Annotated in this window: 22 protein-coding genes and 1 pseudogene; 1 reads left to right on the plus strand and 22 read right to left on the minus strand. The window is 63.0% G+C overall.

What is annotated here, in order from left to right; all coding sequences use genetic code 11:
* Positions 1-125: 125 nt before the first annotated feature.
* From M727_RS0133065 to M727_RS0133165, 21 genes are all read right to left on the minus strand, one after another.
* Positions 126-410 (minus strand): DUF1467 family protein, encoded by a 285-nt coding sequence (locus M727_RS0133065; RefSeq protein WP_023798870.1) that lies wholly within the window; start codon positions 408-410, stop codon positions 126-128.
* Positions 407-811 (minus strand): methylmalonyl-CoA epimerase, encoded by a 405-nt coding sequence (mce, locus tag M727_RS0133070; protein ID WP_027156076.1) that lies wholly within the window; start codon positions 809-811, stop codon positions 407-409. Before mce ends, M727_RS0133065 begins: the two co-directional genes overlap by 4 nt.
* Before the next feature lie 166 nt (positions 812-977).
* Positions 978-2,648, minus strand: coding sequence for a ribonuclease J (locus M727_RS0133075; RefSeq protein ID WP_027156077.1), 1,671 nt, complete (start codon positions 2,646-2,648; stop codon positions 978-980).
* A gap of 115 nt (positions 2,649-2,763) precedes the next feature.
* Positions 2,764-3,585 carry a biotin--[acetyl-CoA-carboxylase] ligase gene (locus tag M727_RS0133080; RefSeq protein WP_027156078.1) on the minus strand — a complete coding sequence of 274 codons (822 nt, stop codon included), beginning with the start codon at positions 3,583-3,585 and terminating at the stop codon, positions 2,764-2,766.
* A 4-nt stretch (positions 3,586-3,589) separates the two neighbouring features.
* On the minus strand, positions 3,590-5,026 hold the full coding sequence (nuoN, locus tag M727_RS0133085) for an NADH-quinone oxidoreductase subunit NuoN (RefSeq protein WP_027156079.1): 1,437 nt from the start codon (positions 5,024-5,026) through the stop codon (positions 3,590-3,592).
* A gap of 19 nt (positions 5,027-5,045) precedes the next feature.
* Complete coding sequence (locus M727_RS0133090; RefSeq protein ID WP_027156080.1) at positions 5,046-6,551, minus strand: NADH-quinone oxidoreductase subunit M; 1,506 nt, start codon at positions 6,549-6,551, stop codon at positions 5,046-5,048.
* The gene (gene nuoL / locus M727_RS0133095) at positions 6,551-8,524 is read right to left on the minus strand and encodes an NADH-quinone oxidoreductase subunit L (protein ID WP_027156081.1); all 1,974 of its coding nucleotides are present in this window, start codon (positions 8,522-8,524) and stop codon (positions 6,551-6,553) included. The genes M727_RS0133090 and nuoL overlap by 1 nt, the downstream gene beginning before the upstream one ends.
* An 11-nt stretch (positions 8,525-8,535) precedes the next feature.
* Complete coding sequence (gene nuoK / locus M727_RS0133100; protein WP_023798863.1) at positions 8,536-8,844, minus strand: NADH-quinone oxidoreductase subunit NuoK; 309 nt, start codon at positions 8,842-8,844, stop codon at positions 8,536-8,538.
* A 1-nt stretch (position 8,845) separates the two neighbouring features.
* A complete protein-coding gene (locus tag M727_RS0133105; RefSeq protein ID WP_027156082.1) occupies positions 8,846-9,466 on the minus strand; it encodes an NADH-quinone oxidoreductase subunit J in 621 nt (206 codons plus the stop codon).
* 126 nt (positions 9,467-9,592) lie between these two features.
* Positions 9,593-10,084: an NADH-quinone oxidoreductase subunit NuoI gene (gene nuoI / locus M727_RS0133110; protein WP_027156083.1), complete on the minus strand. Its 492-nt coding sequence runs from the start codon at positions 10,082-10,084 to the stop codon at positions 9,593-9,595.
* Positions 10,081-10,338 carry a hypothetical protein gene (locus M727_RS0133115; RefSeq protein WP_027156084.1) on the minus strand — a complete coding sequence of 86 codons (258 nt, stop codon included), beginning with the start codon at positions 10,336-10,338 and terminating at the stop codon, positions 10,081-10,083. The genes nuoI and M727_RS0133115 overlap by 4 nt, the downstream gene beginning before the upstream one ends.
* A complete protein-coding gene (gene nuoH / locus M727_RS0133120) occupies positions 10,338-11,381 on the minus strand; it encodes an NADH-quinone oxidoreductase subunit NuoH (protein WP_023798860.1) in 1,044 nt (347 codons plus the stop codon). Before nuoH ends, M727_RS0133115 begins: the two co-directional genes overlap by 1 nt.
* Position 11,382: 1 nt before the next feature.
* Positions 11,383-13,464: an NADH-quinone oxidoreductase subunit NuoG gene (nuoG, locus tag M727_RS0133125; RefSeq protein ID WP_027156085.1), complete on the minus strand. Its 2,082-nt coding sequence runs from the start codon at positions 13,462-13,464 to the stop codon at positions 11,383-11,385.
* A complete protein-coding gene (locus M727_RS0133130; protein ID WP_027156086.1) occupies positions 13,464-13,775 on the minus strand; it encodes a pentapeptide repeat-containing protein in 312 nt (103 codons plus the stop codon). The genes nuoG and M727_RS0133130 overlap by 1 nt, the downstream gene beginning before the upstream one ends.
* 8 nt (positions 13,776-13,783) lie before the next feature.
* On the minus strand, positions 13,784-14,476 hold the full coding sequence (locus M727_RS0133135; RefSeq protein ID WP_027156087.1) for an NADH-ubiquinone dehydrogenase: 693 nt from the start codon (positions 14,474-14,476) through the stop codon (positions 13,784-13,786).
* A gap of 150 nt (positions 14,477-14,626) precedes the next feature.
* A complete protein-coding gene (gene nuoF / locus M727_RS0133140) occupies positions 14,627-15,931 on the minus strand; it encodes an NADH-quinone oxidoreductase subunit NuoF (RefSeq protein ID WP_027156088.1) in 1,305 nt (434 codons plus the stop codon).
* Positions 15,932-15,941: 10 nt separating this feature from the next.
* Entirely contained in the window at positions 15,942-17,333 is a 1,392-nt protein-coding gene (gene nuoE / locus M727_RS0133145) for an NADH-quinone oxidoreductase subunit NuoE (RefSeq protein WP_027156089.1), read from the minus strand.
* Positions 17,334-18,524 (minus strand): NADH-quinone oxidoreductase subunit D, encoded by a 1,191-nt coding sequence (locus M727_RS0133150; RefSeq protein WP_027156090.1) that lies wholly within the window; start codon positions 18,522-18,524, stop codon positions 17,334-17,336.
* Positions 18,525-18,533: 9 nt separating this feature from the next.
* Entirely contained in the window at positions 18,534-19,133 is a 600-nt protein-coding gene (locus M727_RS0133155) for an NADH-quinone oxidoreductase subunit C (protein WP_027156091.1), read from the minus strand.
* An 8-nt stretch (positions 19,134-19,141) separates the two neighbouring features.
* Positions 19,142-19,723 (minus strand): NADH-quinone oxidoreductase subunit B, encoded by a 582-nt coding sequence (locus M727_RS0133160; protein ID WP_027156092.1) that lies wholly within the window; start codon positions 19,721-19,723, stop codon positions 19,142-19,144.
* A complete protein-coding gene (locus M727_RS0133165; protein ID WP_023798850.1) occupies positions 19,714-20,079 on the minus strand; it encodes an NADH-quinone oxidoreductase subunit A in 366 nt (121 codons plus the stop codon). The genes M727_RS0133160 and M727_RS0133165 overlap by 10 nt, the downstream gene beginning before the upstream one ends.
* 335 nt (positions 20,080-20,414) lie before the next feature.
* Between M727_RS0133165 and M727_RS0133170 the strand changes: the two genes are divergently transcribed.
* The gene (locus tag M727_RS0133170; protein WP_027156093.1) at positions 20,415-21,614 is read left to right on the plus strand and encodes a winged helix-turn-helix domain-containing protein; all 1,200 of its coding nucleotides are present in this window, start codon (positions 20,415-20,417) and stop codon (positions 21,612-21,614) included.
* Positions 21,615-21,797: 183 nt separating this feature from the next.
* Here M727_RS0133170 and M727_RS42715 read toward each other — a convergent pair.
* Positions 21,798-22,020, minus strand: a pseudogene (locus M727_RS42715) (integrase); the annotation flags it as partial.

Genomic DNA, 22,020 nt, shown 5'->3' on the forward strand with positions numbered 1-22,020 from the left:
CTGGTTAGCACGAAAAATTGATAAACCGCTTTACCTGGCGTCAGCACAGCCGGTTCGAAACCTGCGTCGGCTTCCGGCCCGGATCGGTGCTCGCATGCAAGATGTGGCCAGCCGTACCCAGCGGTCTAGTTTTCGGGACTCCGGCTGAAATCCGGCACGATGTGCGGGATGTCGTCGATGCCGAGGCCGAGCCCCCGCGTCATGCCATAAAAGATGCCAAGCAGAACCAGCGTGACGATCGTCGTCCGCAGCACCGCGCGCAGCATATGCGGTCCGCGCGGCGCGCTGGATACCGTGCCCAGCGTCACGTCCTCATCCTCGTCCTGCGTCCTCAGGCTGAACGGCAGGATGGCGAACAGCACCACCCACCATGTGATGAAGAACAGGGCGAGAAATGAAACCCAGCTCATGCTTGCTCCAGTTCGACCAGCGTGCCGAAGAAATCCTTGGGATGCAGGAAAAGCACCGGCTTGCCGTGCGCGCCGGTCTTCGGGTTGCCGTCGCCGAGGACGCGGGCGCCGCTGGCGATGACGTGATCACGCGCGGCAAGAATGTCGTCGACCTCATAGCACAGATGATGCATGCCGCCCGAGGGGTTCTTCTCGAGGAATGCCGCGATCGGCGAACCCTCACCAAGCGGCTCCAGCAATTCGATCTTGGTATTACCGACATCGACGAACACCACCGTCACGCCATGCTCCGGCAGCGCCTGCGGCGCGGTCACCCGAGCGCCGAGCGTGTCGCGATAAGCCGCCGTCGCCGCAGCCAGATCCGGCACGACAAGCGCGACATGGTTCAGGCGTCCAAGCATTGGAACTCCGAAAGTTAGGGGAGTAGGGCAGTACGGGAATAGGGGAGTAGGGGAGTAGGGGAGGAGATCGTTTGCACTTCTTCGCCTGTCTTTCCCTACTGCCCTACTGCCCTACTGCCCTACTGCCCTACTGCCCTACTGCCCTACTGCCCTACTGCCCTGTTCGTCACCGCGTGACGAACACCGTCACCAGCGGCTTCTTGCCCCAGGCTTCATTGGCGGCGCCACGGACGGCGCGACGCACTGCCTCCTGCACGAGGTCGAGATCTCTTCGGCGCTGACGGGGGATGGAGTCCACGGCGCCGATTGCCGCATCAATCATCAGGTCCTCCAGGCTCTCGCCGCGGCCATCGGCCTCGGCGACGCCGATGGCGACCAGATCGGGATCGCCGGCGAGCTCATATTTGTCGTCGAGCACGACATTGACCGCGACATGGCCGGCGAAAGACAGCTTGCGCCGGTCGCGAATACCCATCGCTTGGTCGGTGCCGATCAGCCTGCCGTCCTTGTAGACGCGGCCGAACGGCACCTGGTCAATGATCGTCGCCGCACCGGGATAGAGCCGCAGCATGTCGCCGTTGCGCACCTGCGCCACCTGGCCGATGCCGGACACCGACATCAGCGATCCCTGCGCCACCAGATGCGCCGCCTCGCCATGCACGGGAACACCGATCTGCGGCCGCACCCATTCATACATCTTGCGCAGCTCGCTGCGGCGCGGATGGCCCGAGACATGCACCAGCGCATCGCCGTCCTCGATGATCTTGATGCCGAGGTCGATCAGCCGGTTCTTGATCTCGAGGATACCCTTCTCGTTGCCGGGAATGGTGCGCGAGGAAAACACCACCGTGTCGCCTGCCGTCAGCGACACCGATTTCATCTCCTCGCGCGACAGTTTCGCCAGTGCCGCAAGCGGCTCGCCCTGGCTGCCGGTGCAGATGATGACGAGGTTTTCGCGCGGGATGAAGCCAAAGTCCTCCTCGGCGATGAATTCGGGCAGCCCATCCATATAGCCGAGCTCGCCGGCAACATCGATGACGCGCTTCAGCGAGCGGCCGAGCACCAGGCACTGCCGGCCGGCATCGCGTGCCGCCTTGGCAATGGAGACGATGCGTCCGACATTGGAGGAGAAGGTGGTGACCGCAACGCGGCCCTTGGCGCTCTGGATGACGCCTTTGAGGCCCTCGCCAACCGCGACTTCCGACGGCGACACCCCTTCCCGCAGCGCATTGGTGGAATCGCAGATCAACGCCAGCACGCCCTTGTCGCCATAGGCGCGAAAGCGCGCCTCGTCGGTCAGCGGACCGATCGTCGGCGCCGGATCGATCTTCCAATCACCGGTGTGGATGACGGTGCCGGCCGGCGAGGTGATCGCCAGCGACATCGGCTCGGGGATCGAATGCGCGACCGGGATGGCCTCGATCTCGAACGGGCCGACGCTGAACTTTTCACCGGCGCGGTAGATCGTCACCGGGATCTTTGGTGCGCCCTGCTCGCCCTGCCGCTTGGCTTCCAGCAATCCAGCGCCGAACGGCGTCATCCAGACCGGCGCCTTGAGCTTCGGCCATGTGTCAAGCAGCGCGCCGTAGTGGTCCTCATGCGCGTGCGTGATGACGATGCCACGCAGATTGGCGATGTTCTCCTCGATGAAGCGCGAGTCGGGCAGCACCAGGTCGACGCCAGGCAGGCTGGCATCGGGAAAGGTCACGCCGACATCGACGACGATCCATTCGCGCGCATTGGCCGGCCCGTAGCCATAGAGGGCGAAGTTCATGCCGATCTCACCGACGCCGCCAAGCGGCACGAAGACGAGTTCGGCGTTTTCCGCTGTCGCCATGATCATTCCTTTCCTGGCCGGTCAACCCAAGCCCGTCAAAATCTGGGGCCAGTCAAACCTGAGCCCGTAAAAACTTGGCCTGTCAAAACCTTGGCCTGCCAAACCTGGGGGCCTGTCAAACCTGGGCCGACGCGACCGCACCGAAATGCACGTCGCCGGCGGCGATGGTCAGAACCGAACCCTCATCGTCGCGGATCACGAAACGGCAGTCCTCGTCAATGGTCTCGAACGTGCCGCGCACCACATTACCGTCAATTCTGACAGCAACCTGCCCGCCAAGCCCTGCCGCGCGCGCCAGCCAGCGCCGCCTGACGGCGGACAGCCCGCGCCCATCGTTCCACAGCCGCGCATTCTCGCTCCAGGCATCCGACAGCGCCAGAAACAATGTCTCGGCATCGCAAGCAGCGCCCAGCGCGCCAAGCGATGTCGCGGGATAAGGCAAATCCTTGGGGTATGCCACAACATTGACACCGATGCCCACCGCCACCGCAAAGCGATCGCCTTCGAGTATCGCCGATTCCAGCAGGATGCCGGCAAGCTTGGCGCCGGAGGCGAGCACATCGTTTGGCCATTTCAGCTCGAAACGGTTTTTTCCTTCGCTGCCGCCGTCGAGGCCGATTGCGATCCTGCCCTTCGGCACGACGGCGTCGAGCGCATCGGCCAGCGCCAGCCCGGCGACGAAGCCGAGCGTCGCGGCCAGGCGAAGCTCGGCATTGGTGACCACCAGCAGCGTCGCCGCCAGATTGCCCTCGGGCGTCGCCCAGGCCCGGCCGCGCCGGCCACGCCCGCTTTCCTGCTTTTTTGAAACGACCCAGAGCTTGCCCGGATCTCCCGCCCGGGCATGGTCGAGCGCCAGCGCGTTGGTGGAACCGACGGTGTCATGTGCCTCGAGCCGGAACCCTTCCGAGGCCGCTGTTGGAGCCAGTCGAAATGCCATCCCGTCAGAAGAATGTCTTGGCGGCGGCTTCGGCATAGGTGCCGATCGGCCCGCCGATCAGCACATAGAACAGCACGAAGGCGCCGCAGACGCCAAGCACGATGCGAAGCTCGGTCGCCATCGGCACGAAGCCGCCGACCGGTTCGTCGAACCACATGATCTTGATGATGCGCAGATAATAATAGGCGCCCACCACCGAGGCCAGCACGCCGATGATCGCCAGCGCATAGAGGTTGGCGTTGATGGCGGCAAGGAACACGTACCACTTCCCCCAGAAGCCGGCGAGCGGCGGAATGCCGGCCAGCGAGAACATCAGGATGGTCAGGATCGTCGCCATGATCGGATTGGTCGATGACAGGCCGGCGAGATCGCCGATCTGTTCGACATTGCCTTCCTTGCGCCGCATGGCGAGGATGAAGGCGAAGGTGCCGAGCGTCATCACCAGATAGATCAGCATGTAGATGGCGACGCCGCGCACGCCGGCCTGGCTGTTGGCGGCGAGGCCGACCAGGGCGTAGCCCATATGGCCGATCGAGGAATAGGCCATCAGCCGCTTGATGTTGGTCTGGCCGATAGCCGCGAAGGCGCCGAGCAGCATCGAGGCGATCGAGATGAAGACGATGATCTGCTGCCAGTCGGCGGCGATCGGCTGGAAGGCGTCCATGGTGACGCGCACGATCAGCGCCATCGCCGCCATCTTCGGCGCCGCAGCGAGGAAGGCCGTCACCGGCGTCGGCGCGCCTTCATAGACGTCGGGCGTCCACATGTGGAACGGCACCGCCGATATCTTGAAGGCAAGGCCGGCCAGCACGAAGACCAGGCCGAAGACCAGGCCAAGCTGCCGCTCGCCGCCGCCAAGTGCTGCGGCGATCTCCTGGAAGCCGGTGTTGCCGGTGTAGCCGTAGACGAGGCTGATGCCGTAGAGCAGCATGCCCGACGACAGCGCGCCGAGGACGAAATATTTCAACCCCGCCTCGGTCGAGCGCAGATTGTCCCGGTTGATCGCCGCCAGCACGTAGATTGCCAGCGACTGCAGTTCGAGGCCGAGATAAAGCCCGATCATGCCGTTGGCCGAGATCATCAGCATCATGCCGAGCGTGCACAGCAGGATCAGCACCGGATACTCGAACTTGTCGAAATGCTCCGCCCTGGCGAAGCGCATCGACATGACCAGCGTCACCGCCGACCCGATCAGCGCCAGCACCTTCATGAAGCGGGCGAAGGGATCCTGGACGAAGGCTTCGCCGTAAGCGTTGCCCTGCCCGGTGGAAAAGATCGTCCAGACGCCGGCAACCACCAGGACGGCGACGGCAAGGCCGCTCACCGTGGTGGTGGTGTTGGCGCGCGAATAGGCGCCGAGCATCAGCAGCGCCAGGGCGCCGACGGCGAGGATCAGCTCTGGCGTCGACAGCGACAGGCTGGAGAGAAGGTCCGGCGTCATGGTTCGCAAACCTCTCGGGTCAGTTCGCCGCCGCGGTCTGCGCGGTGTCGATGGATGCGGTGACATTGGTGACGAGCGCCTTGACCGATGCGGCGGTCGCGTCCAAGACCGGCGCCGGGTAGACGCCGAAGAAGATGACCAGCACGGCCAGCGGGTAGATGATCACCTTCTCGCGCGTCGACAGGTCGAGCAGGCCTTTCAGGCTGTCCTTGGTCAGCGCGCCGAAGATCACCCGGCGATACAGCCACAGCGCATAGGCCGCCGACAGGATGACGCCGGTGGCGGCGAAGAACGCCACCCAGGTGTTGACCCGGAACACGCCGAGCATGGTCAGGAACTCGCCGACGAAGCCGCTGGTGCCGGGCAGGCCGACATTGGCCATGGTGAAGATCATGAACACGGTGGCGTATTTCGGCATGTTGTTGACCAGCCCGCCATAGGCGTCGATGTCGCGCGTGTGCATGCGGTCGTAGATGACGCCGACGCACAGGAACAGCGCGCCGGAGACCAGGCCGTGCGACAGCATCTGGAAGATCGCCCCCTGGACGCCTTCCTGGTTCATCGCGAAGATGCCCATGGTGACGAAGCCCATATGGGCGACCGACGAATAGGCGATCAGCTTCTTCATGTCCTCCTGCATCAACGCCACCAGCGAGGTGTAGATGATGGCGACGACGGACAGCGCGAAGACCAGCGGCGCAAACATCTCCGAGGCGATCGGAAACATCGGCAGGGAGAAGCGCAGGAAGCCGTATCCGCCCATCTTCAGCAGGATGGCGGCCAGGATCACCGAACCGGCCGTCGGCGCCTCGACATGGGCGTCCGGCAGCCAGGTGTGCACCGGCCACATCGGCATCTTCACGGCGAAGGAGGCGAAGAAGGCGAGCCATAGCCAGGTCTGCATGGAGGCCGGGAAGTCGTGCGTCAGCAGCGTCGGGATGTCGGTGGTGCCGGACTGGAAGAACATCGCCATGATGGCGAGCAGCATCAGCACCGAGCCGGCCAGCGTATAGAGGAAGAACTTGAACGAGGCGTAGACGCGCCGCTTGCCGCCCCACACGCCGATGATGATGAACATCGGGATCAGGCCGGCCTCGAAGAAAACGTAGAACAAGACGATGTCGAGCGCGCAGAACACGCCGATCATCAGCGTCTCCAGCAGCAGGAAAGCGATCATGTAGGCCTTGACGCGCTTCTCGATCGATTCCCACGAAGCCAGGATGCAGAGCGGCATCAGGAAGGTGGTCAGGATGACGAACAGCATGGAGATGCCGTCGACGCCCATATGGTAGGAGATGCCGGAATCCAGCCAGGCAAACTTCTCGACGAACTGGAAGCCGGGCTCCGCATTGTCGAAGCCGGTCCAGATGAACAGCGAGATGATGAAGGTGATACCAGTCGTCCACAACGCGATGGCGCGGATGTTGCGGCGGGCATTCTCGCTGTCGTCATTGATCAGCAGAATGAACAGCACACCAACCAGCGGCAGGAAGGTGACCAGCGAGAGGATCGGCCAGGCGGTCATCAGAGCATCATCCAGGTGACGAATGCGGCAACGCCGATCAGCATGGCGAAGGCATAGTGATAGAGGTAGCCGGTCTGCAGTTTGACGACCCGGTTGGTGACGTCGACGACGCGCGCCGAAACCCCGTCAGGACCAAGTCCGTCGATCACGGTGCCGTCGCCGGTCTTCCACAGGAAGTGGCCGAGGCGTTTTGCCGGCCGCACGAACAGGAAATCGAAGAGCTCGTCGAAATACCACTTGTTGAGCAGGAAGGCGTACAGCCCGCGATGCTGCGCCGCCAGGTTTTTCGGCATCTCCGGCGCGCGGATGTAGAATTGCCAGGCAATCGCAAAGCCGATCAGCATGGCGACGAACGGCGACAGCTTCACCCAAAACGGCACTTCGTGGATGTCGTGCAGGATGTGGTTCTCCGCCAGCGTGAACAGCGACGCCTTCCAGAACTCGGCATAGCCCTCGCCGATGAAGGCGCCATGGAAGATCACGCCGGCGAACAACGCGCCCGCCGCCAGGATGTACAGCGGCACCAGCATGACCGGCGGCGATTCATGGACATGGTGCATGACCTCGTGGCTCGCCCGCGGCAGGCCGTGGAAGGTCATGAAGATCAGCCGCCAGGAATAGAAGCTGGTGAAGCAGGCAGCGACGACCAGCAGCACGAAAGCAAGGCCGGCGACCGGATTGTGCGCGGCAAAGGCGCTTTCGATGATCGCGTCCTTGGAGAAGAAGCCGGCGGTGCCGATGACCGTCACCGGAATGCCGACGCCGGTCAGCGCCAGCGTGCCGATCACCATCATCCAGTAGGTCTTCGGAATGAGCGTTCTGAGGCCGCCCATCCTGCGCATGTCCTGTTCATCGGAGACGGCGTGGATCACCGAGCCGGAGCCGAGGAACAGCAGCGCCTTGAAGAAGGCATGCGTGAACAGATGGAAGATCGCCGCGCCATAGGCGCCGACGCCGAGCGCCACGAACATGTAGCCGAGCTGCGAGCAGGTCGAATAGGCGATGACGCGCTTGATGTCGTTCTGGACGAGGCCGACGGTCGCCGCGAAGAAGGCGGTGAAAGCGCCGATGAAGGTGACCACGATCAGCGCCGAATGCGACAGCTCGAAGAGCGGCGACAGCCGCGCCAGCATGAACACGCCGGCCGTCACCATGGTGGCGGCATGGATGAGCGCCGAGACCGGCGTCGGGCCTTCCATGGCGTCCGGCAGCCAGGTGTGCAGCGGCACCTGCGCCGACTTGCCCATGGCGCCCATGAACAGCAAGAGGCAGACGACGGTCATCGCAGCCTGCTTGTCGAGGGCATAGCCGAGGAAGGTCAGCACGGCAGCGCCCTCCGGCGCGCCTTCGGCCGGAATGAACGTCGCCGCATTGGCGAAGATGGTGCCGAGATTGACCGAGCCGAACAGCACGAACACGCCGAAGATGCCGAGCGCGAAACCGAAATCGCCGACGCGGTTGACGACGAAGGCCTTGATCGCGGCGGCATTGGCCGACGGTTTCTTGTACCAGAAGCCGATCAGCAGATAGGAGGCGAGGCCGACGCCTTCCCAGCCGAAGAACATCTGCACGAGGTTGTCAGCCGTCACCAGCATCAGCATGGCGAAGGTGAACAGCGACAGATAGGCGAAGAAGCGCGGCCGGTTCGGGTCGTGATGCATGTAGCCGATCGAGTAGATGTGGACCAGCGCCGACACCGTGTTGACGACGACCAGCATCACCACCGTCAGCGTGTCGATGCGCAGCGCCCATGCCGCCTCTAGCCCGCCCGACTGGATCCAGCGCAGCACCGGCACGGTGAACACCTCGCCCTCGCCGAAGCCGACGGCGAAGAAGGCGACCCACGACAGCACGGCTGATATCACCAGGAAGCCGGAGGTGATGTATTCGGACGCCTTGGCGCCGAGCGACGTGCCGAACAGGCCGACGATCAGGAAGCCGAGCAGAGGAAGGAAGACGATGGCCTGATACATGGTGGTTTCCGTCAACCCTTCATCATGTTCACGTCTTCGACCGCGATCGAGCCGCGGTTGCGGAAGAAGACGACGAGAATGGCGAGGCCGATCGCCGCTTCAGCCGCTGCGACCGTCAGCACGAACAGCGCGAACACCTGTCCGACGAGATCGCCGAGTGCTGCTGAGAAGGCGACGAAATTGATGTTGACCGCGAGCAGGATCAGCTCGATCGACATCAGGATGACGATGATGTTCCTGCGGTTGAGAAAAATGCCGAACACGCCGAGCGTGAACAGGATCGCCGATACGGTCAGATAATGTGCGATGCCGACGACCATCTCAGATTCCTTCGCCCGTCTTGACCTTGCGGATTTCCATCCCCGTTGCCGGCGTGCGGCCGACCTGTGCGGCGATCGACTGCCGTTTGATGCCCGGCTTGTGGCGCAGCGTCAGCACGATGGCGCCGATCATGGCGACCAGCAGCACAAGGCCGGCAATCTGGAAATAATAGACGTAGTCGGTATAGAGGATGTCGCCGAGCGCTGCCGTGTTCGAGCGGGCGGCAAGGTCCGGAGTGGGTTTTGCAACCGTCGCCGCCAGTTGCGGCGCGAACGTATAGCCGCCAAGCACGACGATCAGCTCAGCCGCCAGGATCAGCCCGACCAGCGCGCCGGTCGGCGCGTATTGCAGGGCGCCTTCCTTCATCTCGGCGAAATCGACGTCGAGCATCATGACGACGAACAGGAACAGCACCATGACCGCGCCGACATAGACGACGAGCAGGATCATCGCCAGGAACTCGGCGCCGGTCAGCATGAACAGGCCAGCGGCATTGAAGAAGGTCAGGATCAGGAACAGCACAGAATGCACGGGATTACGCGCCGAAATGACCATGAACGCCGACGCCACCGCGACAAAGGCGAAGAGGTAGAAAAAGGCCGCCTCTAGTCCATTCAGCATGGGTTCCCCCGGGTTCCTGTCCGAACAGGACGTTCGTCCTGTTCGATGTGTGGCTTGGCTCCGCCTCCGGTGCCGAAGCCGCGTGTTCCTTAAACGAGGCCTCTCGCCCCGTCCATGCGTCAAATGTCAGCGGTACGGCGCGTCCAGCGAGATGTTGCGCGCCAGTTCGCGCTCCCAGCGGTCGCCATTGGCCAAGAGCTTGTCCTTGTCGTAATAAAGTTCCTCGCGCGTCTCGGTCGCGAACTCGAAATTCGGCCCCTCGACGATGGCGTCGACCGGGCAGGCTTCCTGGCAGAAGCCGCAATAGATGCACTTCACCATATCGATATCATAGCGCACCGTGCGGCGGGTGCCGTCGTTGCGGCGCGGACCGGCCTCGATGGTGATCGCCTGCGCCGGACAGATCGCCTCGCACAATTTGCAGGCGATGCAGCGCTCCTCGCCGTTCGGGTAGCGGCGCAGCGCATGCTCGCCGCGGAAGCGCGGGCTGGTCGGCCCCTTTTCGTGCGGATAGTTGATCGTCTCCTTCGGCGCGAAGAACTGGCGCATCGACAGGAAGAAGGCGCTGACGAAATCCTGCAGCAGCAGGGATTTTGCGGCTTGGGCTAGCGGGCTCATTCAGCACCCCCAAAAATCTGTACTGCAGCGACTGCGCCGACAAATCCGAAAATGACAGGCATCAGGAAACGGTACACAAGTCTCGTAAGCGACGCCAACATCTGCTTATCCCAGCCAAGCACCGGCGCTCGGTAGTTTGCTGCCAACCTTTGGTCCTGTTGTCGCAAAACGTAGGGCAGCACAACGGCGTTGCCAAAAAGCGCAAAAAGCACGCCGACAGCTGCACCTAGAAAACCAACGGTCAGACTGCCCATCACGCAAACCCCGTGATCTTGAGGAACGCGGCGACAATCACCACCATCGCCAGCGAGATCGGCAGGAAGACCTTCCAGCCGAGCCGCATCAGCTGGTCGTAGCGGTAGCGCGGCACGAAGGCCTTCACCATCGAGATCATGAAAAAGACCAGGCAGACCTTGAGCACGAACCAGATCAGACCCGGCACCCAGGTGAAGGGAGCGAAGTCGAAGGGCGGCAGCCAGCCGCCGAGGAACAGGATGGTGGCCAGCGCGCACATCAGCACGATGGCGACATATTCACCGAGGAAGAACAGCAGGAACGGCGTCGACGAATATTCGACCATATGGCCGGCGACGAGTTCCGATTCGGCTTCCACCAGGTCGAAGGGCGGGCGGTTTGTCTCGGCCAGCGCCGAGATGAAGAAGATGACGAACATCGGGAACAGCGACAGCCAATGCCAGTCGAGGAAGGTGTTGGGCAGGCCAACCCTTGTGCCCAACCCGTCCTGCTGCGACAGCACGATGTCGGACAGGTTGAGCGAGCCGACGCAAAGCAGCACGGTGACGATGACGAAACCGATCGAGACCTCGTAGGACACCATCTGCGCCGCCGAGCGCAGCGCGCCGAGGAACGGATATTTCGAGTTGGACGCCCAGCCGCCCATGATCACGCCATAGACTTCGAGCGAGGAGATGGCAAAGACATAGAGGATGCCGACATTGACGTTGGCGATCGCCCAGCCCTCGTTGACCGGGATCACTGCCCAGGCCGAGATCGCCAGCACCGCCGAAACCAAGGGCGCCAGCAGAAAAACGCCCTTGTTGGCGCCGGACGGAATCACCGGCTCCTTGAACACGAACTTCAGAAGGTCGGCGAAAGCCTGCAGCGTGCCCCATGGGCCGACGACGTTCGGGCCGCGGCGCAACTGCACCGCCGCCCAGATCTTGCGGTCCGCGTAAAGGATGTAGGCGACGAAGATCAACAGCACGACGATCAGCACGACCGACTTCAGCAGGATGAGCAGCGCCGGCAGCACGTAGAAGGAGAAGAAGGTGTCCATGCTATTCCGCCGCCTGCCTAAAACCGTTTTTCGCCAGCGCCGAGCACTCCGCCATCACTGCGGAAGCCCGCGCGATCGGGTTGGTCAGGTAGAAATCCTTGACCGGCGAGGTGAAGCTGGCCTTGCCAAGCCGCCCGCCAAGCTTCGCCACCTTGGCGATATCGTCAGCATTGCCGGCCGCGACCTGGTCGATGCGGGCAAGATGCGGGTATTCGCCGTAGAGTTTAGCGCGCAGCTGCGGCAGCGAATCGAACGACAATCTCTTGCCCAGCACATCCGACAGCGCCCGCAGGATCGCCCAGTCCTCGCGCGCATCGCCCGGCGCGAAGCCGGCGCGGTTGGTCTGTTGCACCCGGCCCTCGGTGTTTGCGTAGGTGCCCGATTTTTCGGTATAGGCGGCGCCCGGCAGGATGACGTCGGCGCGGTGCGCGCCGTGGTCGCCATGCGTGCCGATATAGACGACGAAGGCGCCGCCGGTGCTGGCCATGTCGATCTCGTCGGCGCCGAGCAGGAACAGCACCTCCATCTCGCCCAGCATGCCGGCGACGTCCTTGCCGCCCTCGCCCGGCACGAAGCCGACATCGAGACCGCCGACACGCGCCGCCGCAGTGTGCAGCACGGCAAAGCCGTTCCAGTCGGCTCTCGCGCCATTGACGGCCAGGCAGAGCTTCGCCGCCTGGCCGAGCACGGCCGCGCCGTCCGAGCGCGACAGCGCGCCCTGGCCGACGATAACAAGCGGATGCGTCGCATTCTTCAGCACCTGGAAGAATTTGCCGTTGCCGTCGGCCAAATCCTTCAGCGATTCCGTTCCGGCGCCGAGCTGCTCATAGTCGTAGCGCGTATCGCCGACATCGCCGATGACGCCGACCGGCAGGTTGCCGACCCGCCAGCGCTTGCGGATGCGGGCGTTGAGCAACGACGCCTCGAAGCGCGGATTGGCGCCGATGATCAGCACCGCGTCGGCCTGCTCGATGCCCTCGATGGTCGGGTTGAAGAGATAGCTTGCCCGGCCGAGCGACGGATCGAGCGCGGCGCCATCCTGGCGGCAGTCGGTGTTCTTCGAGCCGAGCGAGGCCATCAGCAGCTTCAGCGCATAGATCTCCTCGACCGCGGCGAGATCGCCTGATATGGCGCCAATCTTGTCGGGTGCGGTGCTCGACACCGCTTCCTTGATCGCGGAAAAAGCCTCGGCCCAGCTTGCCGGGGCCAGCTTGCCGTTTTTGCGGACATATGGCCGGTCGAGGCGCTGGGTGCGCAGACCGTCCCAGATGAAGCGGGTCTTGTCGGAAATCCACTCCTCGTTCACCGCTTCGTTGGTGCGCGGCAGGATGCGCATCACCTCGCGGCCTCTGGAATCGACGCGGATCGCCGAGCCGACGGCATCCATGACATCGATGGATTCGGTCTTAGTCAGTTCCCACGGCCGCGCCTGGAAGGCGTAGGGCTTGGAGGTCAGCGCACCGACCGGGCAAAGGTCGATGACGTTGCCCTGCAGTTCCGATGTCATCGCGCTTTCGAGATAGGTGGTGATTTCGGCGTCCTCGCCGCGGCCGATCAGGCCGAGCTCGGAAATGCCGGCAATTTCAGTGGTGAAGCGGACGCAGCGCGTGCAATGGATGCAGCGGTTCATGATCGTCTTGACCAGCGGCCCGATATATTTGTCTTCGACCGCCCGCTTGTTCTCGTGATAGCGCGAGGAATCGACGCCGAACGCCATCGCCTGGTCCTGCAGGTCGCACTCGCCGCCCTGGTCGCAGATCGGGCAATCGAGCGGATGGTTGATCAGCAGGAATTCCATCACGCCTTCCCGGGCCTTCTTGACCATCGGCGTGTTGGTGAAAATTTCCGGCGTTTCGCCATTTGGTCCCGGACGCAGATCGCGCACGCCCATGGCGCAGGACGCCTGCGGCTTGGGCGGCCCGCCCTTCACCTCGATCAGGCACATGCGGCAATTGCCGGCGATCGACAGCCGCTCATGGAAGCAGAAGCGCGGCACTTCGGCGCCGGCGTCCTCGGCTGCCTGCAGCAGCGTGTAGTGGTCGGGTACAGTAATCTCTTTCCCGTCGACCTTGAGCTTTGCCATCAATTGCCCCCGGCGGTCTTCGCCGTCTCATATGCCTGGAACAGGTCTTCAAGGCTGATGCCGTTGATCATCATGCCCGCAACCTGCGCGTTTTCTATCTTCACGTTGCTCATGTTCACGTTGGTGAAATACGCGTTCGAAAGATTGGCGTCTTCCACCTTGGTGTTGCTCAGGTTGGTGCGGTGGATCCTGGCCGCCGACAGGTTGACGTCGTGAAACCGGGTGTTCGACATGTTGACGTCATCGAAACTGGAATTGCTGACGATGGCGTTGTGCACGTCGAGAACATCGCGCCTGTCGTGGACCTCCATCGCGTCGCCTACCTCTCGGCCTTGGCGGCCAGCGCCGCTGCCTGGCCAAGCCAGTTGTCGCGACCGATGCGGCCCTTGAACGACAGATAATCGTCGACCCAGGCGATCTCTTCCGGCGTCCATGTCGCGATCTGGCCGTAGGTCCAGATGCCCAAGCCGTTCAGCACCTGTTCCAGCTTCGGCCCGATGCCCGATATTGCCTTGAGGTCTGCCGGGTTTTCCGGACGATCCATTGCCTTGGGCTGCTTGAAATCCTCCGGCATCAACCCGGCCGGTGCGGCAGCCGCATCCACCACGCTGCGTGCATCATCCATGCTGTTCGCGGCTATGTCATTCACGTTCCTGGCGAAGGACTGCGCCTCGGCGATCAAGGTTTTCGTCGCCGCGCGCGCCTTGGTCGAGGAGCTTGTCCCTGTCTGCGAAAAGCGTTCTACCCTGGCATCGAAATCGTCGACGATCGGCTGGAAGAGCCGCTGCGAGGCCTCGGCGGCTCCCGAGAGCACGCCCATCCACACCCCAAAGGCATGATTGGCAAGCCCGATGCCGAGCGCCGACATCGCTGCCGCACCCGCGACAGGGTGCGCCAGGAGATTGACGGCGCTGGCCATCTCCTTCGGCATCATCCTGGTCAGGTCCTGGTTCATCTTCTCGAACGGGTCCAAATCTGGCATCAAATGTTCGGGTCTCGAATTCAGCGACATAGGTAGTCTCCTGGTCGTTTCTTCCGTATGCCCCGGCCTGTTTCCTCAGATCGGGCATTCGCCCGTATCTCAAATCGGGCATTCGCCCGTATTTCAGATCGGGCACCTGCCCGCATTCCAATCGGGCAATCGCCCGCTTCAAATTCTTCTCTATTCCGCCGCCACCATCACCGGCTCTGCCCGGTGCGCATTGCGCGAAAACTCGTCGATACGCCGCTCCACCTCGCCGCGGAAATGCCGCATCAGGCCCTGGATCGGCCACGCCGCCGCATCGCCCAGCGCGCAGATCGTGTGGCCTTCGACCTGTTTGGTCACGTCGAGCAGCATGTCGATCTCGCGCTTCTGCGCCTCGCCGCGCACCAACCGCTCCATCACCCGCCACATCCAGCCGGTGCCTTCGCGGCACGGCGTGCACTGGCCGCAGCTCTCGTGCTTGTAGAAATAGGAAAGCCGGGCGATCGCCTTCACGATATCGGTCGATTTGTCCATGACGATGACAGCCGCCGTGCCGAGACCCGATTTCAGGTCGCGCAGCGCATCGAAATCCATCGGCGCATCGATGATCTGCTCCGCCGGCACCAACGGCACCGAAGCGCCGCCCGGAATGACCGCCAGCAGATTGTCCCAGCCGCCGCGAATGCCGCCGCAATGCGTCTCGATCAGTTCGCGAAACGGGATCGACATCGCCTCTTCGACGGTGCACGGCGTGTTGACGTGGCCCGAAACGCAGAACAGCTTGGTGCCGACGTTGTTGGGCCGGCCGATGGACGAGAACCAGGCCGCGCCGCGGCGCAAAATGGTCGGCGCCACCGCGATCGACTCGACATTGTTGACCGTCGTCGGGCAGCCATAGAGGCCGACATTGGCCGGAAACGGCGGCTTCAGCCGCGGCTGGCCCTTCTTGCCTTCGAGGCTTTCGAGCAGCGCCGTTTCCTCGCCGCAGATATAGGCGCCGGCGCCATGATGCATGTAGATGTCGAAATCGTATCCGGACGTGTTGTTCTTGCCGATCAGCTTGGCCGCATAGGCCTCGTCGATGGCGCGCTGCAGCGCCTCGCGCTCGCGGATGAACTCGCCGCGCACATAGATGTAGGCGGCGATCGCGCCCATGGCGAAGCCGGCGATCAGGCAGCCTTCGACCAGCGTATGCGGATCGTGGCGCAATATATCGCGGTCCTTGCAGGTGCCGGGCTCGGATTCGTCGGCGTTGACGACGAGATAGCTCGGCCGGCCGTCGCTCTGCTTGGGCATGAACGACCATTTCAACCCGGTCGGGAAGCCGGCGCCGCCGCGGCCGCGCAGGCCTGATGCCTTCATCTCGTTGACGATCCAGTCGCGCCCCTTGGCAATGATGCCGGGCGTGTTGTCCCAGGCGCCGCGCGCCATCGCACCGGCCAGCGACTTGTCGAACCGGCCGTAGATGTTGTTGAAGATGCGGTCTCTGTCCTGAAGCATTGTTCGTCCCTCAGACCGGCTTCTTGCCGAAGACGCGGATATATTCGGCGACCCCGCCCTTGGCCAGCGCCTTGGCCTGCTTGACCCAATCTTCGCGCTCGATGCGGCCGTGGAAACTGAGATAGCCATCGACCCACTCGCGCTCGGCCTTCTTCCATGACGCGACTTGCGCATAGGTGAAGATACCAAGCGAATGCAGGATACCTTCGATCTTCGGGCCGACGCCCGAGATCAGCTTGAGATCGTCGACCAGGGCCGGCCTCGCGATGCCGGCCGGACGGTTCTTGTCCTCGAGCGAAGGCTTGCCCGTCTTGGCATTGCCCGTCTTGGCATTGCCCGTCTTGGCATTGCCCGTCTTGGCACTGGTCGGCTTGGCATTGGTCGTCTTCGCGGCGGCCGTCTTACCGGCAGCGCCGAGCTGCGTGCCCTTGGCTTCCGGCGCCTTGAAAGCAGCCGCTGGCTCAGCCTTGACTATCGGACCGCTGCGCTGTTTCAAAACCTTTTCGACTTCCGGCGCGGCCTTGTTGGCGTTGGCCGCCGAATGCCGCGGTGCTCTGACGCTCGCCGCCTTTTCCGTCTCCGGTGCGACCTTTGCCGGAGAAGGCGTCTCCAGCGCCGGGCTGGTTTCGGGCGCATCGGTCTTCGGCTTGCTGGCCTTCGACGGCGCAACGGGGCCGGCCGATGCCTGGGCCGGAGCCGCTGGCGCCGCGACAATTGCCGCTGGCGCTGCCTCCCTGGCGGCCTTGGCGGCTGCCTTGGCGTCCCTGTCGCGGGTCGTCTTCAGGATTGCCTTTTCGCTCTTCAGCGTCGTCAGGCCGGTGATCGGCTCGGAGGTGATGCGGCCGTTCTGCGGCCCCGGCGTCACCGAGGCGCCCTTGCCGGCATCATAGAGGTCGATGATCTCGGCAAGCCGCTCCGGCGTCAGATCCTCGAACGTATCCTTGAAAATCATCACCATCGGCGCGTTGACGCAGGCGCCAAGGCATTCGACCTCTTCCCACGACAGCGTGCCCTTGTCGTTGGTGTGGAACTGGTCGTGATGGATTTTCGAGCGGCACACGTCCATCAGCGCTTCCGAGCCGCGCAGCATGCAGGGCGTGGTGCCGCAGACCTGGATATGCGCGCGGGTGCCGACCGGATTGAGCTGGTACTGGGTGTAGAAGGTCGCGACTTCGAGCCCTCTGATGTAGGGCATGCCGAGCATGTCGGAGATCGTCTCGATCGCCGCCTTGGTCACCCAGCCTTCCTGCTCCTGCGCCAGCATCAGCAACGGGATGATCGCCGACTGCTCGCGGCCCTTCGGATATTTGTTGATCCATTGCTTCGCCGCTGCCGCATTCGCCCGGTTGAAGGCGAAGGAGGCTGGCTGGAGGCTGGCTTCTGCGAGACGGCGGACTGACATTTATCGATCGACCTCACCAAACACGATATCGAGTGAACCCAACACGGCGGTGACGTCGGCCAGCATGTGGCCGCGGCACAAAAAGTCCATGGCCTGCAGATGCGCGAAGCCGGGAGCGCGCAGCTTGCAGCGATAGGGCTTGTTGGTGCCGTCCGAGACTAGGTAGACGCCAAACTCGCCTTTTGGGGCTTCGACCGCCGCATAGACCTCGCCGGCCGGCACGCGGTAGCCCTCGGTGTAGAGCTTGAAGTGATGGATCAGCGCTTCCATCGAGCGCTTCATCGCCGCGCGCTTCGGCGGCACCACCTTGCCGTCGAGGTTCGACACCGGCCCGCTGCCTTCCTTGCCGAGCAGCAGGTCGACACACTGGCGCATAATCTTGGCCGACTGGCGCATCTCTTCCATGCGCACGAGATAACGGTCGTAGCAGTCGCCGTTCTTGCCGATCGGAATGTCAAAATCCATCTCGGCATAGCATTCATAGGGCTGCGACTTGCGCAGATCCCAGGCGACGCCGGATCCACGCACCATGACGCCGGAAAAGCCCCAGGCCCAGGCGTCGGCCAGCGAGACGATGCCGATGTCGACGTTGCGCTGCTTGAAGATGCGGTTGCCGGTCAGCAGTGCGTCGAGATCGTCGAGCGATTTCAGGAACGGGTCGATCCACGTGCCGATATCCTCGACGAGCTGCTGCGGCAGGTCCTGGTGGACGCCGCCGGGCCGGAAATAGGCTGCATGCATGCGCGAGCCGCTGGCCCGCTCGTAGAACACCATCAGCTTTTCGCGCTCGACAAAACCCCACAGCGGCGGCGTCAGCGCGCCGACATCCATCGCCTGCGTCGTCACATTGAGGATGTGCGACATGATGCGGCCGATCTCGCAATAAAGCACGCGGATCAGCTGGCCGCGCTTCGGCACCTCGATGCCGAGCAGCCGCTCGGCAGCAAGCGCGAAGGCATGCTCCTGGTTCATCGGCGCGCAATAGTCGAGCCGGTCGAGATAGGGCACGGCCTGCAGATAGGTCTTGGCTTCGATCAGCTTCTCGGTGCCGCGATGCAACAGCCCGATATGCGGATCGACGCGATCGACGACTTCGCCGTCCAACTCAAGAACCAGCCTCAAAACACCATGCGCTGCAGGGTGTTGAGGTCCAAAGTTGATGTTGAAGTTGCGGACGGAGGTTTCAGCCATTCTGGCGTCTCAATTCGTCTTGGCTTTCTCGTCGCCCGGCAGAACGTAGTCCGTCCCTTCCCATGGCGAGAGAAAATCGAAATTGCGGAATTCCTGCTTGAGCTCGACCGGCTCGTAGATGACGCGCTTGGCTTCATCGTCGTAGCGCACCTCGACGAAACCGGTCAGCGGGAAATCCTTGCGCAGCGGATGGCCTTCGAAGCCGTAATCGGTCAGGATTCGCCTGAGATCGGGGTGGCCCGAGAACAGCACGCCATAGAGATCGTAGGTTTCGCGCTCGAACCAGTCGGCGCCCGGAAACACACCGGTGATCGACGGCACCACCGTCTCCTCGTCGGCCTGCACCTTGATGCGGATGCGAATGTTCTGCTTCGGCGACAGCAGGTGGTAGACGACGTCGAAGCGCTTGGCCCGCGACGGATAATCGGCGCCGCAGACGTCGATGATCGAGATGAACTGGCATTTTGGATCGTCGCGCAGGAAGCTCACCACCTCGATCAGATCCTGCGGCTCGACCGAGATGGTGAGTTCGCCATAGGCAAACACCGCTTCGCCGATCCGGCCGCTCAGCTTCTCGCCGAGATAGGTCGAGAGTTCATTCAGGCTCATCATCGCGCTCACCGCTCGATCGTGCCGGTGCGGCGGATCTTCTTTTGCAACAGAAGGATGCCGTAGAGCAGCGCTTCCGCGCTCGGCGGACAGCCGGGCACATAGATGTCGACAGGCACGACGCGATCGCAGCCGCGCACCACCGAATAGGAATAGTGGTAATAGCCGCCGCCATTGGCGCAGGAGCCCATCGAGATGACGTAGCGCGGCTCCGGCATCTGGTCGTAGACCTTGCGCAGCGCCGGCGCCATCTTGTTGGTCAGCGTGCCGGCGACGATCATGATGTCGGACTGGCGCGGCGAGGCGCGCGGCGCAACGCCGAACCTCTCCGAGTCATAGCGCGGCATCGAGGTGTGGATCATCTCGACCGCGCAGCAGGCAAGACCGAAGGTCATGAACATCAGCGAGCCGCTGCGCGCCCAGGTGATCAGCGCCTCGGTCGAGGTGACGAGAAAGCCTTTGTCGGCAAGCTCGTTGTTGATCTCGAGGAAGAAGGGATCATTCGCCCCCACCGGCTTTCCGGTGCTGGGATCGAGAATGCCTTTTGGCTTCGGCGCGACGAGCGTGCCGGAATTGTCGCTCAATCCCATTCCAGCGCTCCTTTCTTCCATTCATAGGCAAAGCCGATGGTCAGCACCGCCAAAAACACCATCATCGACCAGAAACCGAGCATGCCGATCTGGCTGAAAGACACTGCCCACGGAAACAGGAAGGCCACTTCCAGATCGAAGATGATGAACAGGATCGACACCAGGTAGAAGCGGATGTCGAACTTCATGCGGGCATCGTCGAACGAGTTGAAGCCGCATTCATAGGCGGAGAGCTTTTCCGGATCGGGATTGCGGTAGGCCACCAGGAAGGGTGCGGCAAGCAGCGCCAGGCCGACGACCAGCGCCACGCCGATGAACAGGACGATGGGCAGGTACGAACTCAACAATGCGTTCATGCTGCAGCTTTCCGTTGGCGGCCAATCCACTCTGATTACAGCACCGGACCCACTTGCGGAAGCGTGACAGTTTAACCACTGAACCGTTTTAGGGGGCTCTATGCTGCAACGCGGCGAGGGTTAGCGCAGGGCTTTCGGCGAAGCAAGTCAAACCTTGTTCAAAACACGGTGCTCGACGGCATATCCGGATAAACTGGTCCAATCCGCTCCTGTTTGATTTCCTTCGCTTTTTACTCCACTTTTCTCTCCTGACATAGATGCCGCCAGAACCCTGCTAGCATGGTGCGGAATCATCTCTCCCACCTTTGGTCGAACGCCGACAGAGTGCCGTCTGCATGAAGGAAAAAATCTCGCTCGCCATGGCCCGGCGCATCGCGCTTGCCGCACAGGGGTTTGCCGATCCTCGCCCTAACGGCACGCCCGATCGCCGCCATCTGGCCCGTGTGCTTGGCCGGACCGGTCTGCTGCAGATCGATTCCGTCAGCGCGGTGGTGCGTGCCCATTATATGCCGCTCTATTCGCGGCTTGGCCCCTACCCGCTCGCCCTGCTCGACAACGCCGCCGTGACGCGCAAGCGCAAGGTCTTCGAATATTGGGCGCACGAAGCCTCCTTTCTGCCGGTCGAGACCTATCCGCTGATGCGCTGGCGCATGGAACGGGCCGAACGTGGCGAGGAAATGTATAACGGGCTGGCCAAGTGGGGCCGCGAGCGCGCCGCCTACATTGAAGACATTTATCGCGAGGTCGTCGAACGCGGCCCGATCGCCGCTTCCGCCCTGGAAGGCCAGAAAGGCTCCGGCGGCTGGTGGGGCTGGAGCGACGCCAAGCACGCTTTCGAATGGCTGTTCTGGGCCGGCCGCATCACCACGGCGTCACGTCGTGGCTTCGAGCGGCTTTATGATCTGCCGCAGCGCGTGCTGCCGCCGGCAATACTTGCCCTGCCGGTGCCCTCGCCTGAGGATGCGCACCGCGAATTGCTGCGCATTTCCGCCCGCGCCCACGGCGTCGCGACAGCAGGCGACCTGCGCGACTATTTTCGCCTCTCTCCCGCTGACATCAAAGGCCGCATCGAGGAACTGGTCGACGCCGGCGACCTCTTGCCGGTGACCGTCGAAGGCTGGAGCAAGCCAGCCTATCTTCACAGGGATGCCCGTTTTCCGCGCAAGATCGAGGCGCGCGCCTTGCTCGCTCCGTTCGATCCGGTTGTCTTCGAGCGAGCGCGCACGGAAAGACTGTTCGACTTCCGCTATCGCATCGAGATCTACACCCCCGCCGAAAAGCGCCAATACGGCTATTACGTGCTGCCGTTCCTGCTCGGCGAAAGGATCGTGGCGCGCATCGACGTCAAGGCCGACCGCCCGGCCGGCGTGCTGCGCGTCCATGCCGCCTATGCCGAGCCCGGCGCGCCGCCGCAAACCGCCGCCGAACTTTTTGAGGAATTGCAGCCGATGCAGGGCTGGCTCGGGCTTGAGCGCATCGAGGTGACGCCCGCGGGTGATTTGGGCCATGCGCTGGCGGATGTCGCGGTTTTGTAAGGGTTGCCGATGTCGGCGCTGCCCCTCATTGCCCTGCCGGGCATTTCTCCCCGTATAGTGACGGAGAGAAAGGACGACTTCGTTTGGGATTTCGCCAATCTACAGCGTTGTAAGGCTGGGCGCCCAGGTGCGGCCGGCTTGTCCAGTTGATAGATGGGTAACACTTTGAACCGGATACATGGGTTACAGTTTTCCCCCTGTCGTGTCCGCCGCAGCGCCATGCGGTTTGATTGGCGCGGCGCTGCGGCGGACAAGCTTCATGCGCCTGGTGTCGAGGATGCCGAGCGGGTGGGCATGGAAGCTGAGCGCCCATTGACCATCCTCGGTTTCGATGGCGGCGACCGCTTCGCCGGCCAGCGCCTTGGAAACGTAGACGAAACCACCGTTCCATCTGATCTCGCCATTG

Source organism: Mesorhizobium sp. WSM2561 (genome assembly GCF_000513915.1).
Taxonomy (GTDB): Bacteria; Pseudomonadota; Alphaproteobacteria; order Rhizobiales; family Rhizobiaceae; genus Mesorhizobium; species Mesorhizobium muleiense.

Coding starts and splice junctions, on each gene's coding strand:
- M727_RS0133065 (WP_023798870.1), bottom strand. CDS start 410: ATGAGCTGGGTTTCATTTCTCGCCCTGTTCTTCATCACATGGTGGGTG.
- mce (WP_027156076.1), bottom strand. CDS start 811: ATGCTTGGACGCCTGAACCATGTCGCGCTTGTCGTGCCGGATCTGGCT.
- M727_RS0133075 (WP_027156077.1), bottom strand. CDS start 2,648: ATGGCGACAGCGGAAAACGCCGAACTCGTCTTCGTGCCGCTTGGCGGC.
- M727_RS0133080 (WP_027156078.1), bottom strand. CDS start 3,585: ATGGCATTTCGACTGGCTCCAACAGCGGCCTCGGAAGGGTTCCGGCTC.
- nuoN (WP_027156079.1), bottom strand. CDS start 5,026: ATGACGCCGGACCTTCTCTCCAGCCTGTCGCTGTCGACGCCAGAGCTG.
- M727_RS0133090 (WP_027156080.1), bottom strand. CDS start 6,551: ATGACCGCCTGGCCGATCCTCTCGCTGGTCACCTTCCTGCCGCTGGTT.
- nuoL (WP_027156081.1), bottom strand. CDS start 8,524: ATGTATCAGGCCATCGTCTTCCTTCCTCTGCTCGGCTTCCTGATCGTC.
- nuoK (WP_023798863.1), bottom strand. CDS start 8,844: ATGGTCGTCGGCATCGCACATTATCTGACCGTATCGGCGATCCTGTTC.
- M727_RS0133105 (WP_027156082.1), bottom strand. CDS start 9,466: ATGCTGAATGGACTAGAGGCGGCCTTTTTCTACCTCTTCGCCTTTGTC.
- nuoI (WP_027156083.1), bottom strand. CDS start 10,084: ATGAGCCCGCTAGCCCAAGCCGCAAAATCCCTGCTGCTGCAGGATTTC.
- M727_RS0133115 (WP_027156084.1), bottom strand. CDS start 10,338: ATGGGCAGTCTGACCGTTGGTTTTCTAGGTGCAGCTGTCGGCGTGCTT.
- nuoH (WP_023798860.1), bottom strand. CDS start 11,381: ATGGACACCTTCTTCTCCTTCTACGTGCTGCCGGCGCTGCTCATCCTG.
- nuoG (WP_027156085.1), bottom strand. CDS start 13,464: ATGGCAAAGCTCAAGGTCGACGGGAAAGAGATTACTGTACCCGACCAC.
- M727_RS0133130 (WP_027156086.1), bottom strand. CDS start 13,775: ATGGAGGTCCACGACAGGCGCGATGTTCTCGACGTGCACAACGCCATC.
- M727_RS0133135 (WP_027156087.1), bottom strand. CDS start 14,476: ATGTCGCTGAATTCGAGACCCGAACATTTGATGCCAGATTTGGACCCG.
- nuoF (WP_027156088.1), bottom strand. CDS start 15,931: ATGCTTCAGGACAGAGACCGCATCTTCAACAACATCTACGGCCGGTTC.
- nuoE (WP_027156089.1), bottom strand. CDS start 17,333: ATGTCAGTCCGCCGTCTCGCAGAAGCCAGCCTCCAGCCAGCCTCCTTC.
- M727_RS0133150 (WP_027156090.1), bottom strand. CDS start 18,524: ATGGCTGAAACCTCCGTCCGCAACTTCAACATCAACTTTGGACCTCAA.
- M727_RS0133155 (WP_027156091.1), bottom strand. CDS start 19,133: ATGAGCCTGAATGAACTCTCGACCTATCTCGGCGAGAAGCTGAGCGGC.
- M727_RS0133160 (WP_027156092.1), bottom strand. CDS start 19,723: ATGGGATTGAGCGACAATTCCGGCACGCTCGTCGCGCCGAAGCCAAAA.
- M727_RS0133165 (WP_023798850.1), bottom strand. CDS start 20,079: ATGAACGCATTGTTGAGTTCGTACCTGCCCATCGTCCTGTTCATCGGC.
- M727_RS0133170 (WP_027156093.1), top strand. CDS start 20,415: ATGAAGGAAAAAATCTCGCTCGCCATGGCCCGGCGCATCGCGCTTGCC.